At 54.5% G+C, this 12,535-nt stretch carries 12 protein-coding genes and 1 tRNA gene; 9 read left to right on the forward strand and 4 right to left on the reverse strand.

What is annotated here, in order from left to right:
• Positions 1 to 19 precede the first annotated feature (19 nt).
• Positions 20 to 439 carry an ExbD/TolR family protein gene (locus tag ACFSW8_RS15675; RefSeq protein ID WP_377088364.1) on the forward strand — a complete coding sequence of 140 codons (420 nt, stop codon included), beginning with the start codon at positions 20 to 22 and terminating at the stop codon, positions 437 to 439.
• A 17-nt stretch (positions 440 to 456) separates the two neighbouring features.
• Positions 457 to 2,820 carry a tetratricopeptide repeat protein gene (locus ACFSW8_RS15680; RefSeq protein WP_377088363.1) on the forward strand — a complete coding sequence of 788 codons (2,364 nt, stop codon included), beginning with the start codon at positions 457 to 459 and terminating at the stop codon, positions 2,818 to 2,820.
• Positions 2,821 to 3,106: 286 nt separating this feature from the next.
• Here the strand turns inward: ACFSW8_RS15680 and ACFSW8_RS15685 are convergent.
• Positions 3,107 to 3,181, reverse strand: a tRNA-Glu gene (locus tag ACFSW8_RS15685).
• Positions 3,182 to 3,350: 169 nt separating this feature from the next.
• On the opposite strand from ACFSW8_RS15685, the gene ACFSW8_RS15690 reads away from it, so the two are divergent.
• Genes ACFSW8_RS15690 through ACFSW8_RS15700 form a run of 3 tightly spaced genes read left to right on the forward strand, consistent with a single transcriptional unit; the run spans position 3,351 to position 6,175 of the window.
• Positions 3,351 to 3,881: a sigma-70 family RNA polymerase sigma factor gene (locus tag ACFSW8_RS15690; RefSeq protein ID WP_377088361.1), complete on the forward strand. Its 531-nt coding sequence runs from the start codon at positions 3,351 to 3,353 to the stop codon at positions 3,879 to 3,881.
• Positions 3,878 to 5,491, forward strand: coding sequence for a LamG-like jellyroll fold domain-containing protein (locus tag ACFSW8_RS15695; RefSeq protein ID WP_377088359.1), 1,614 nt, complete (start codon positions 3,878 to 3,880; stop codon positions 5,489 to 5,491). Before ACFSW8_RS15690 ends, ACFSW8_RS15695 begins: the two co-directional genes overlap by 4 nt.
• Positions 5,492 to 5,518: 27 nt before the next feature.
• Positions 5,519 to 6,175, forward strand: a complete 657-nt coding sequence (locus tag ACFSW8_RS15700) for a PEP-CTERM sorting domain-containing protein (RefSeq protein WP_377088357.1) — start codon at positions 5,519 to 5,521, stop codon at positions 6,173 to 6,175.
• A 57-nt stretch (positions 6,176 to 6,232) separates the two neighbouring features.
• Here ACFSW8_RS15700 and ACFSW8_RS15705 read toward each other — a convergent pair whose 3' ends face one another.
• The 3 genes from ACFSW8_RS15705 to ACFSW8_RS15715 are packed head-to-tail and all read right to left on the reverse strand — an operon-like array spanning position 6,233 to position 8,670.
• Positions 6,233 to 6,637: a YkgJ family cysteine cluster protein gene (locus ACFSW8_RS15705; RefSeq protein WP_377088355.1), complete on the reverse strand. Its 405-nt coding sequence runs from the start codon at positions 6,635 to 6,637 to the stop codon at positions 6,233 to 6,235.
• A gap of 56 nt (positions 6,638 to 6,693) precedes the next feature.
• Positions 6,694 to 7,713, reverse strand: coding sequence for an AEC family transporter (locus ACFSW8_RS15710; protein ID WP_377088354.1), 1,020 nt, complete (start codon positions 7,711 to 7,713; stop codon positions 6,694 to 6,696).
• A 15-nt stretch (positions 7,714 to 7,728) separates the two neighbouring features.
• The gene (locus ACFSW8_RS15715) at positions 7,729 to 8,670 is read right to left on the reverse strand and encodes an AEC family transporter (protein ID WP_377088353.1); all 942 of its coding nucleotides are present in this window, start codon (positions 8,668 to 8,670) and stop codon (positions 7,729 to 7,731) included.
• Positions 8,671 to 9,032: 362 nt separating this feature from the next.
• On the opposite strand from ACFSW8_RS15715, the gene rpsB reads away from it, so the two are divergent.
• The 4 genes from rpsB (at position 9,033) to ACFSW8_RS15735 (ending at position 12,336) form a co-directional block, all read left to right on the forward strand.
• Complete coding sequence (gene rpsB, locus ACFSW8_RS15720) at positions 9,033 to 9,716, forward strand: 30S ribosomal protein S2 (RefSeq protein ID WP_377088351.1); 684 nt, start codon at positions 9,033 to 9,035, stop codon at positions 9,714 to 9,716.
• Positions 9,717 to 9,811: 95 nt separating this feature from the next.
• A complete protein-coding gene (tsf, locus tag ACFSW8_RS15725; protein WP_377088350.1) occupies positions 9,812 to 10,678 on the forward strand; it encodes a translation elongation factor Ts in 867 nt (288 codons plus the stop codon).
• Between the two features lie 340 nt (positions 10,679 to 11,018).
• Positions 11,019 to 11,852 (forward strand): mechanosensitive ion channel family protein, encoded by an 834-nt coding sequence (locus tag ACFSW8_RS15730; protein WP_377088348.1) that lies wholly within the window; start codon positions 11,019 to 11,021, stop codon positions 11,850 to 11,852.
• Positions 11,853 to 11,940: 88 nt separating this feature from the next.
• Positions 11,941 to 12,336, forward strand: coding sequence for a DUF4339 domain-containing protein (locus tag ACFSW8_RS15735; RefSeq protein WP_377178728.1), 396 nt, complete (start codon positions 11,941 to 11,943; stop codon positions 12,334 to 12,336).
• Positions 12,337 to 12,535: the final 199 nt, after the last annotated feature.

Consider the following 12,535-nt stretch of genomic DNA (forward strand, 5'->3'; position numbering starts at 1 on the left):
CCAACCCTTTTCCGCATCGATGAAATTCCGCAACAACCAACCACCCCCAGCTGGCTTCCAGCTGGCACCGATGATTGATGTCGTCTTCCTCTTGCTGATCTTCTTCATCGTCACCTACCAACTCTCTGACTACGAAACCGAACTCGACGTCAGTGTCCCCACCGCTGAAGAAGGCGCCACCACCACCCGCGCCTACCTCGAAGAACTCATCAACGTCCGCTCCGATGGCACCATCGTCATGGAGAAAAAAATCTACACACTCGACGAACTTCAGGCCAAAATGGAACGCCTCGTCAGAGTCAATAAAAACCAACCCATCCGCATCCGTGGCGATGCCGATACCCGCTACCAAGACATCATCACCGTCATCGATACCTGCAGAAAAGCAGGTATCTGGAATGTCTCCTTCGCCACCCAAAAACCAAAACCGAACCGCTAAGTTCAGCCACTTTCTCCATGCGCGCATTCATCCTCGGCATCGGCCTCGCCATTAGCCCCACACTCGTAGCCCCACTCCACGCACAACAAGACCTCAGAGCCGACCCCGGCTCCGACTACTTCGCCCGTGCCCGCCAACTCTACGACGCAGCCGTCGCCGAAACCGACCCCGCTCAGCAAAAAGAACTCTACCAGCGCGCCATCCCCATCCTCGATGACTACATCCGGATGTACCCTAGACACAAGTTCGCCCAGCCCGCCACCTACTACCTAGCCGAATCGTACCACGCCGTTGGCATGCCGCGCCAAGCCAGCATGCTCTTCGACCAAATCATCCAAAAGTACCGCACCGGCCACTACGTCGCTGCCGCTGCCTACCGACTCGCCTACGACAACTACAACAAAAAGCGCTACCAACAAGCCGCACGCCTTTTCGGACTCACCGCCGCCAATGCTAAAAAACCTGAGGACCAACTGCGCTCCATCTATTTCCGCGCCCAGTGTTACCTCCTACTCAAGGACCCTAAACGCGCCCATCCCCTCCTCGAAAAAGTCGCCAACAGCCCGATCGATAGCCCCTACAAAAATCAGGCAAAGATCTCTTCCGCACACATTCTCCTAGCCGAAAAGAAATACGATAAAGCTCTCCCACTCTACGAGGCCCTCCTCCTGCCCTCTCAGCCCCCTGAACTGCGCTCCGAAACCGCCTACCACGCCGGCGTCGCAGCCGCTGCCCTCAAGAAATCTGAACTCGCGAAAAAATACTTCGATATCGCCATGGAGGTCAAACAATCCCCTTGGAAGGCCAATGCCCATATCGCCCTCCTCGGCCTCTACTACCAAGATAAAGATTACGCCGCCATCCTCAACCAACTCGGTAAATCCCAAGTCAAACTCGACCCCAAACAACTCGCCCAACAAGGCGTCATCGTCGGCCAAACCTACTTCCAAAAAAAGGACTACGCCGAGGCCATTAACTACTTCCTCGACGTCGAACGCTCAGCCCCAGGTACCGACCAAGCCTTCGAAGCCGCCTACTACAAACTCCTCGCCCTCTACAATATCGATGGCGAACGTATCCCCGAAATGGTCGACCAGTTCATCCAAAACTACGCCGTCGGCCGCGGCACCAGCAAATACATCCACCAGGCCATCCTCATGAAGGCCGAAACTCTCTACGGTGAGAAAAAATACAAAGAAGCCGCAGAGGCGTATAATGCCATCAGCACCGAGTTCATCGATAAGCGTAACCTTCCCTCGCTCCTCTATAAAAAAGCCTGGTGCCTCTCAGAAATTGGTAACCACGAAGGCGCTGCCACCAGCTTCAGCCAGTTCATTAAAGATGCCCCCAATGACCCGCGCATCAATAACGCATTCGCCAAACGCGGCCAGTCGTACATGGAACTCGGCGACCGCGTCAAAGCACTCAAAGACTTCGACGCCGTCATCAAAAATGCCCCTCAAAGCCAAATCGCCGCCATGTCCCTCCAACTCAGCGCTCGCATCCAACGCGATGCCAAACGCTATGAGGATGTCGTAGAACGCCTCGAACAACTCCTCCGCGATTTCAAAGACCTCACCCCCAAAGTCAAAGCCAATAGCCACTACTGGCTCGGCTCCGCGTACTTCAAAATCGACCAATTCAAAAATGCCATCCCCCACCTCGAAACAGCCCAAGAAATGGATAAGGAATCCTACGGCAAACAAACTGCCATGCTCCTCATCCTCGCGCGCTACTCACTCAAGGACGTCGATGGCCTCAAAACCGCCCTCAAACAAGCCGAGGACATCGAACTAACCAAACAAATCCCCCTCCCAGTCTACCGCTGGCTCGGAAGCCAATGCTACAATGCCGGCGACTTTAAAGAAGCTGCCTACTACCTCACCAAAGGCTGCGAAGAAGGCGTCCCACAAAAAACGCCTACCGTCGTCTGGCGACTCCTCGCGAAAGCCCAACTTAAAAACCAACAATGGACCCTCGCCCTCCTCGCCGCCGATAACCTCCTCACCATGGAGAAAGAAGATGCCCGCCGCGTCGAAGCCATGCTCGATAAAGCAACCGCCCTCATCGGCCTCAACCGACTCGATGAAGCAAAAACTGTCGGCGAAGAAGCTCTCGCACTCCGCCCATCCGGTAAAATTAAAGCCGGCCTCCTCATGGCCCTCGGCGATGTCGCCTACCTCAAAGACGACTTCCCAACCGCCGCCCAACACTACGTCCTCGTCGTCGAAACCTTCGACGATGAAGATGCCTCACACGCCGACGGCCTCTACAAACTCATCAAATCACTCGAAAAATCCGGGAAAGCCAAAGACGCCGCCACCTACAAAGCACAGCTCAAAAAAGACCACCCCGGATACCAAGCCCCCAAAGGCTTCTAAACACAAGCCCCCCTCAAGGTCCAGGAACCCAGCCCAAGGTCGAACCACAGGCGACACCTTGGGAAAACATGTGGTTTGTCACGACCAACGCTGAAAGCATTGAGACTGAACGCTCCGCGATAGATCTATAATAGAAGCACCTCAGGCTTCATCAAATCACTATTCCCCAAGCCCAGCGCCTACTTCGCACACAGCCCCCCGATCCACCAACTCTCACCCCCCAAACACAAAAAAGAGCCACTCGCTTGAGTGACTCTTTTTTAATTGGCATTCTCTCGAAAGAAAATGGCATCCCGTAGGGGATTCGAACCCCTATTGCCGCCGTGAAAGGGCGGAGTCCTAACCATTAGACGAACGGGACGCAGAATGGTTGCGCTGAGCGCGGGCGCAAAGAACCACATCCCAACCACTCGCGCAAGATCTTTTTTGCGATTTTTCACATTTTCTCCCCCACACCTCCTCCTCAGGCAAAAAAGTCACAGATTTTTGTTAACGCATTCGCTAAACTCGGGATTCCCCATCGACTTCCAATGCCAAGCCCGTCGCACACCACCGAGTTTATCAGTCTGCTCACCAGCCACCAGACCGCCCTCCGAGGATTTATCATCTCGCTCCTGCCCGGCTGCCCAGATGTCTGCGACGTCCTCCAAGAAACCAATATCGTCCTCTGGGAAAAAAAGAACAGCTACACACTCGGATCAGACTTCAAAGCCTGGGCCTTCACCATCGCCCGCAACAAGGTCATGAAGTATTGGGATAAACAAAAAAAACAGCAGAAAACGACCCTCTCAGCTGAGCTCATGAGCGCCATCCATGAGGCAAAACTCCAACAAGCTCCCACCCAGCTCGAACACCAACTCACTGCACTCCAGTCCTGCCTCCAAAGCCTCAAGCCCGATGAACAACAACTCATCAGCGCCCGCTATTCCTCCCACAACGACCTCAAGTCCCTCTCACACACCTGGAACCGCCCCACCGGATCACTCCGCGTCACCCTCTGCAGAATCCGTGAAAAATTGCGCACCTGCATCGAGTTGCGCCTGAAAGGAGGACTCGCGTGAAATCCTCCGAACTCCACCAAGCCATCCAAGACCTCCTCGATGGCTGCATCAGCACGAGCACACTCGAACAACTGGAACAAGAACTCCTCAACAACCCTGAGGCCCTTAAAACATACCTTGCACACAGCGACCTCGACACCCTCCTCCAAGTCGACCACGAGATCAACCAACAGCGCACGGCCTCCGCCGTCCCGATTGAAAGCATCATGCAGCGCCAGAAACGCCGCCAATTCAAAATCGCTACCCTTGCCGCCGCTGCCACCATCCTCCTCACCCTCATCGTACTCAACCTTTTCTTCCCCACTCCCCCACGCGCGGAGCTCAGCCTGCGCGCCACCCCTGGATCCCACTTCACGCTCACCCACTCAGACTCCCATCCAGAAGATCCCTCGCAGCCTAACAAAATGTCTGCAGGCTCCCAGCTCACCCTGACCCAGGGCAGTGTCGAACTCACCTTCGACTCAGGAGTGCGCTCCATCATCTCAGCCCCTGCGGACCTCACCCTCCATGACCACCAAACCCTCCACCTTCACCAAGGCAAAGCTTGGTTTCATGTTCCCCCGCGCGCAAAGGGATTCACACTCACAACCACCGAACTCCAAGTCATAGACCTCGGCACCGAGTTCGCCGTCCTCTCCTCCCCTGACCAATACGATGAAGTCCACGTCTTCAAAGGCTCCATCCTCGCCAAAAGCCTCCGCTCCTCTTCGCAGCCTGAAATCCCACTACTAGCAGACCAGGCAGTGCGTATCACCACCCTCGGCACCTTCACCCCCATCAAAAACTCAATGGCGCATTTCAACGCCGAACTCCCCACCACCTTGCCCTACCTCCACTGGAATATGGACACACTCCATGACCTCAGCCCCACCGCTTCCCAACTCCCACTCCCTTCAGCAGCCCCCAGCCCAAATAAGCTAGACTCCGTACCCGGACGCTTCGGCCGCGCCATCCACTCCCACGGCCAAGGCGGCACACTCAACACCCATTGGCCAGGATTCAGCGGTAGCTCGCCGCGCTCAGTCGCCTTCTGGATCAAAATCCCCACCACCACACCCCAAGCCCACACCGCAAATGTCCTCGGCTGGGGAGACCGCCACGCCGACCACCGCGCCCCACTCAATGCCCCCAGCACCGCTAGCTTCTACCACTTCCTCAGTCGCTCAGATAATCAACTGCGCATCGGCCTCTCCACCGGCCGAGCATGGGTCACCGGCTCTACTAACCTCGCCGACGGCCAGTGGCATCACATCACAGGCATCTACACCGGAAAAAACAGAACCGATGGCTGGCCTGAACTTCTCCTCTACGTCGATGCCTCCCCAGAACCCACCACCTACCACAAACGCTACGACACCTCCGTCCCCCAAGCCGCTCCCAAGAACATCAACACCCTCACCCGAAACGACACTGCCGTTCCCCTCATGCTCTTCTCCGAACTCTGGAACACCACAGAACCTGGAAACCAAGCCGTCCTCTCCATCGACGAACTCTTCGTCATCGATGGAATCATCCCCCCAAAAACCATGCGCTCCCTCATCAAACACAACCAACTTTCCCCGCCTCACAGCACGTCCCCTCACTCCGCCAGCCCCTCTGCGGCTGACTGATGAAACCATAAGAAACAAATAAAACATATGAAACGCACATACCAAACTATCTTCGCTTCAGCTGTATTACTGAATATATGCACCTCTCAGGCAGCCATTACCAGTATCAGCTTCGGCAGTACCGCCATCACTGATCCCTCAGGAGTCGGCGTCGTCAATGACCTCACCTGGGAATCGGTCACCAGCAATGCCAACGACATCGACGGCAGCACGATCGATGTCACCTGGTCCCACACCAATGGCTGGAATACCGATGCCACCTACGTCGCCGGCAATGGAGCACGCGAACTCTTCCGCAACCGCACCGACATGCAGGCCGACCTCGTCGTCACCTTCAGCGAAATCAACTACGCCAACTACGACATCATCGTCTACTACGCCCTCAATAGCGCGCACGAATTCGACCTCACCGCCAGCGGTAGCGGCGAAACAATCCACATCAACCCCACCGGCCAAAATAACGCTGCCGTAGACAACTACCTCAATGACGAACAATCCCTCGGCGGCACGGGCATGTGGGCTCGCTTCACTGGACTCACCGGCTCCAACCAAACCCTCTCAGTAAGCAACCGCGAATCCAACGTCGGCATCACCGGCTTCCAAATCGTCGCCGTACCTGAACCCAGCGCCACCGCACTCATTGGCCTCGGCGGCTTGGCCCTGATCATGCGACGCCGTAAATAACCCCCCCACATCCCTCCATTCCCTCAAAAGCCGCAGTCCCACAAGGCTGCGGCTTTTCTATGCCAACTCACTCCCCCTCACATCCTTATTAGCCGACAGCTCACCAGCATCTACCAAGCCCAACGCAAGCGCATCCGCCATCGGCACCGGCTTCGCCTGACATACCTTCTGCCAGCCCGGAAAATTCCAGCGATTCGGAAACCCCTTACATTGAAAAGGCTTCACCGCCTGAATCTTACACCCACCATCCTCCAACATGATGCACTCGTGGTTCCCCTTCTCAATCAACGATAAGCCCGAACGATTCGTCCGCAGCCGCGTGAACTTCTCAATAAATACATCCACCTCCATCCCCAAATGCGCCGCGATCGCATCCACCTCATCGGCCTCCACCTTCACATCACCTGGCCACTTACAACACGCCAAACAACGATCACATTGGTACCAGACATCCGCATTCATGCCCAAGCGACATGACAAATGCCCACCAAATAGAAAGCATTAAATTTCTACCTGCCCTACAAGCCCAGCACACGCTTGCCCACCATCACCACCGATGGCATCGTCACAAAACACGCCAATGTCGTCGCAGCCACCACCTGCACGGCCACCTCCGGCCTTCCACCATAGTGCTTCGCTAACACGATCGGAAACATCGCTGCCGGCATCGCCGCCTGAATCACCATCACCTGCGCGAGCTGCCCAGAAATCGGCAAGGCATACGCTGCCACAATCATACACGCGGGCACCAATAATAACCGCACCGCCACAGACCCAGTAGCCACCTTCCAGTCAGGTCTCGCCTTATGAAGCAAATCCACCAAACCGGCACCGATCACCAACAAAGCCACCGGAATGGCACAATTCCCTAGCATCTGCAATGTCACCCCCGGAACCCCGTCCAACAAAACCTCTCCGCCCATCTGATTCAGCGCCAAACCTAGCACCACCGCGATCACCGGCCCCTTCAAAAAAATTCTCCAACTCACCCTCGGATCCCCACTCATCACCATCACCCCTATCGTCCATAGTGCCAGATCTACCCCAACATTGTAGGTGAATAAAACCCCTAAGGCCCCACTCTCGGGAAATAACTCCAACAAGAGAGGAATAGCCATGTAACTCGAATTCTGCACCCCACTCGCTACCGTAAAAGTGCGCTTCCCCTGCCCGCGCTCCATCTTCAAGGCACACGCTGCCAGATACGCTACCGCCAATCCGACCACCACACTGCCATAACCAAAACCCAATGCGCTACCCATCTTCCCCCAACCTCGTAGCGCCTCATTGCCTACCACACTCACCAATGTCAGCGCAGGTAACAAAATATGCACCACTAACTGCATCAACCCCTTCTCCATCTCGGGCTTAAACACTCCCAACACCCTCAAAAGCGCCCCCAGCGCCACGATCAACACCACTGGCAGCACCCCAAGAAGGATTAATACCGTCTCATTCATGCCGCAGCAGTAGCAATCCCAATACCAAGACCATGCCTTACCCCATGAAATCGCTTCACCGATTTTCAACCGGCGCATTCATCCTCACCCACACTACAGCCCCAAGGCCCACATCCCAATCACGATCACAAATGGCATCGTCACAAAACATGCCACCGTCGTCGCCACCACCACCTGCACAGCCACCTCCGGCTTCCCACCATAGTGCTTCGCTAACACGATCGGAAACATCGCTGCCGGCATCGCAGCCTGAATCACCATCACCTGCTTCAACTGCAACGAAATCGGCAAAGCATACGCCGCCCCAATCATACATGCCGGAATCAATACCAAACGCACCACCACTGCTCCAATCGCCACCTTCCAATCAAAACGTTCCTTGCGCAAAAGCTCAACCAAACCCGCCCCAATCACAATCAATGCAATCGGAATCGCCGCCGCACCTAACATCTGGAAAGCCGCCATCGGCGCCCCCTCAAAGAGTGGATCCAATCCCACCGCGTTGATCAACAAACCCACCACCACCGCAATAATCGGTGCCTTCATAAATAAACGCCAACTGAAGTTCTTGTCCCCACTCATCAACGACACACCCACCGTCCACATCGCTAACTCCACCCCCACATTGTGCGTGAACAATACCCCCAACAAGTCATCCCCAGGAAATAAACTCAACAACAAAGGCACCCCCATAAACCCATAATTCTGAATCCCAGCCGTCACCCCAAAAGTCCGCTTCCCGTCCCCCTTCTGCATCCCCATCAAGCCCGCAAAACCATACGCCAATGCTAATCCCACTAATAAACCACCACAGCCAAAGCCCGCTACCATCCCCACTTCTCCCCAGTCGTCCAAACTCTCGTTCCCAATGATATTCGCCAATGTCAATGCCGGCAATAAAACCTGCACCACCATCTGCATCATCCCACGCTCAATGTCCTCACGCAGAACCTCGTACTTCCTCAATAACGCTCCCACCCCAATCACAACAATGACCGGAACTAAGGCTTCTAATACTAATAGCGACTGGCTCAAGAACCGCAGTTAGCCACCACCTCCACCCATTAGCAAGGCTTTCTCACTTGCATGACACCCCCACCAGTACACTCACCCCCACCCAACATTTCACTCAATCACACCAAAAATTTGAGATCAGGATATACTTAAGATCAGTTAAGTAAAACCATCCTACAACCAAGCACTTACACCAAACCCCACCCACAGAAGAAAACGCATAAACAATTTCTTGCCAAATCCATCATCGACTGTTAATACCCGCGCGCTTCATCTCTCGCCGCCGCATAACAACGAGAAACTCAGACGAAGCAAAATCTCCATCGCGGCGGGGTTTCTCAAAACTCAGAGCTCCCCTGATTCAAGGGAAGACACACACAATTATGGTAAACGAACTTATCCAAGAAATGGTAGACGCTGGCGTTCACTACGGACACCAGACACGCAAATGGAATCCAAAGATGAAGCCTTACCTCATGAAGGACAAAGGCGGCATCTACATCATCGACCTCGAGAAGACTGTCCAAAATCTCGACAAAGCATCTGACTTCCTCACCGACATCGCCGGCAAGGGCAAGAAGATCCTCTTCGTTGGATGTAAGCGCCAAGCTCAAGAAGCTGTCAAAGAAGCTGCTGAAGCTGCTGGCCAGTTCTACGTCAACCACCGCTGGTTGGGTGGAACACTCACTAACCTTTCTACTATCCGCCGCTCCGTTGAGCGCCTCAAGTACCTCGAAGACATCGAGAAGCAACCTGAGTTCAAGGCAATGTCTAAGAAAGAACTCGCTGCTCTCGCTCGTGAGCGCGGTAAGCTCTTCCGCAACCTCTGCGGTATCCGTAACATGGACAAGCTTCCTGACGCTATCGTTATCGTTGATTCCGCTCGCGAAACAATCGCTGTCGCAGAGGCTCGTCGCCTTAACATCCCTGTGATCGCTATCGTCGACTCCAATGCTGACCCATCAGTTGTCGACTACCCAATCCCAGGCAACGACGACGCTATCCGCTCCATCCGTATTCTCCTCCAAAACCTCGTCGACTCCATCGTCGTGGGCGCAAAGGGCTAATACGTCACAGAGAATCACTTCCACTGCGGGACCCAGCTCCCGCAGTATCCCGATTCCACCCATTCACGCTTAATCTCAAATCTTAATCGAATCCCATGGCTATTACAGCATCCGCAGTTCAAGAACTCCGCAAGCTCACATCCGCAGGTATGATGGCTTGTAAAAAAGCTCTCACCGAAACAAACGGTGACCTCGAAGCAGCAGCTAAGCTCCTCCGCGAAAAAGGGGAAGCAAAGCGTAGCGACCGCGCTGACCGCGAAACTTCCGAAGGTATCGTCGCAGCATTCGTTTCTAACTGCGCTAAAACTGGCGTACTCGCTGAAGTAAACTGCGAAACTGACTTCGTTGCTAAAAACGAGGCATTCCAGGCATTCGTTGGCGAAATCATCGAAGCAATCGCAAACAGCGATGCAGCTGACGCAGAAGCAGCACTCGCTGTTCCTTTCGGCGAAGGCACTGTCGAAAACGCTCTCGGCGCTAAGTTCGCGGAACTCGGTGAAGTCATCAAGATCTCTCGCCTCACACGCTTCGCAGTAGACGCAGGTGCTGCCGCTTCCTACATCCACATGGGTGGTAAGGTGGGCGTCCTCATCGAAGTCGCTACTGAAAAAGCAGAAACCACTTCCGACGCTTCCTTCCAGGAACTCGTGAAAGACATCACTCTCCACGTCGCTGCTGCGAACCCAGCTGGCCTCACTCGTGATGACATCGACTCCTCTGCTGTCGAAGAAGAAAACGAAATCAACCGTAAGCAACTCGAAGCTGCTGGCAAGCCTGCCAACATCATCGACAACATCCTTAAAGGTAAGATCAACAAGTTCTTCAGCGAGCAAGTCCTCCTCGAACAATCCTTCGTGAAGGACCCAGACCTCTCCATCACTCAGCTTCTCGAAGCCAAGAGCAAGGAGCTCGGCGACACACTCAAGCTCGTTCGTTACGAACGCTTCAGCGTTGGTGCCTAATCCCATTTCTCCTAAGCCTCGCTCCTCAGTGAGCGAGGCTTTTTTTCAACCACTACCCAATCATTCAGAGCTATGATGGCGAAAAAAACGATCCAGATCTGCATCCTTCTCTTCCTCTTCTCACTCATCACCATGGCAGGACTCTACGTCTATAAAGTCCTCGATATGATGAGCGTCGTCTAAGACGAAGTATCACATCCACAAGAAGCCCATACCAGGCTTCCTAATACTCCGGCACGGCAACAACCGTAGCCGGATTTTTTTATCCCCCCAGCCCAACTAGCAACTCCCCTCTTTCCCCCTCGACACCCCGCCTCCCCTCTCCCTACACTAACCCACTATGGAATGGTGGGATTCACTCAATGTCTGGTACCGCTCCGGCGCCATCGTCGTCGCAGGCCTCCTCGTACACGTCTTCTTTAAGTTTTTTATCCTCAAACACCTCGAGCGCCTCAGCGCCGCTACGAGCAATGACCTAGACGACCGCCTCGTCTACTTCATCAAACGCTTCCACTTCCTCGTCCTCAGCTTTGCCATCTTCCTGCTCGTCCTCAGTAACCACGGCGTCGCTATCACCCCCTTCCTCGCCAGCGCAGGTATCGCTGGTATCGCCATCGGCCTCGCCGCTAAAGAAACCCTCTCAGATATCCTCTCCGGCATCTTCCTCATCACCGACCGACCAATCCGCATCGGTGACCGCATCAAAATCGAACGACCTGGCAAACACTGGGGCGCCTGGGGCGATGTCGTAGAAATCGGCCTGCGCCGTACCCAAATCCGCAACTCCGACGACATCATCCTCGACTACCCCAACTCCGTCCTCGCCAACTCCGTCATCACCAACTTCTCCTACCTCGATAAACCCGTCCGCGTCCGCATCCGCTTCCAAGTCAATTACGATGCCGACCTCGACCGCGTCGAACAAGTCGCCGCCGCCGCCATCAATGCCACACCCACCATCATCCCTAACACCGCAGATATCGTCATCCGCGGCGTCTGGAACGATGACCGTGGCCACCAACTCGCCGGCATCCTCGTCGAAGGCCGCTACTTCATCGAAAACATCCGCGACCGCACCCGCATCCGCTCCCAAGTCCTACGCTCACTCATCCAACACTTCAACGACGCCAACCTCACCTTCGCCACCCAACAAATCGAAGTCACCCGCCCCTAACATCCCCCTCTCCCTTGACTTCCACACTTCCCATCGAACACCGCATTTCACCATTGCACTCTAACATCACATCTCTAGAGTGCTTCACGTGCAAAAAAAGGTGTGGTTTTACAACTTTGCGGGAGTGCGTCGCGGCCCAATTTCAGAAGATCAGATGAGAGCTCTCATCGTCGACAGAAAGCTCAACCTCAATACCACACTCGTTTGGCGCGAGGGGCTCTCTAACTGGCTACCACTCGTCGAATGCCCAGAGTTTAAACCCTCCGTCGACCTCATACACAGACTCATCAAACAAGAGCAACAGGCTCGCCCTTCTTCCGACGAGCTCACACTCCAAAAAATCCTCGACCAACGCAGGGGAAAACGCCCGTCCTCGCTCCAAACCAAACTTCCATATTTTTGGATCTCTGTACGCGTCGCACTCTCAGGCATCACCATCTCTAATACCATTGATCGAAACGGAATGGACGAATGGTCGGAATGAGCTTGCAGAATATCAAGGCGGAGTGAAGGAGTGATGCGGGCATCACAACTGAATGACAACGATGACATTCTGTAAGATAATCCGATTCACTCTAAAATCGCGAAGCGCAAACTTCACAAGACTCAACCAAACTCCCATGCGCGTTCACTTAAGGAGCTGTAGTTTATCCATCAGCGACTTACGACTTCTTCGATCCATC

Origin of the sequence: Rubritalea tangerina (assembly GCF_042683245.1) — a bacterium.
GTDB lineage: Bacteria > Verrucomicrobiota > Verrucomicrobiia > Verrucomicrobiales > Akkermansiaceae > Rubritalea > Rubritalea tangerina.

Coding starts and splice junctions, on each gene's coding strand:
- ACFSW8_RS15700 (WP_377088357.1), top strand. CDS start 5,519: ATGAAACGCACATACCAAACTATCTTCGCTTCAGCTGTATTACTGAAT.
- rpsB (WP_377088351.1), top strand. CDS start 9,033: ATGGTAAACGAACTTATCCAAGAAATGGTAGACGCTGGCGTTCACTAC.
- tsf (WP_377088350.1), top strand. CDS start 9,812: ATGGCTATTACAGCATCCGCAGTTCAAGAACTCCGCAAGCTCACATCC.
- ACFSW8_RS15710 (WP_377088354.1), bottom strand. CDS start 7,713: ATGCGCCGGTTGAAAATCGGTGAAGCGATTTCATGGGGTAAGGCATGG.
- ACFSW8_RS15675 (WP_377088364.1), top strand. CDS start 20: ATGAAATTCCGCAACAACCAACCACCCCCAGCTGGCTTCCAGCTGGCA.
- ACFSW8_RS15680 (WP_377088363.1), top strand. CDS start 457: ATGCGCGCATTCATCCTCGGCATCGGCCTCGCCATTAGCCCCACACTC.
- ACFSW8_RS15705 (WP_377088355.1), bottom strand. CDS start 6,637: ATGAATGCGGATGTCTGGTACCAATGTGATCGTTGTTTGGCGTGTTGT.
- ACFSW8_RS15690 (WP_377088361.1), top strand. CDS start 3,351: ATGCCAAGCCCGTCGCACACCACCGAGTTTATCAGTCTGCTCACCAGC.
- ACFSW8_RS15730 (WP_377088348.1), top strand. CDS start 11,019: ATGGAATGGTGGGATTCACTCAATGTCTGGTACCGCTCCGGCGCCATC.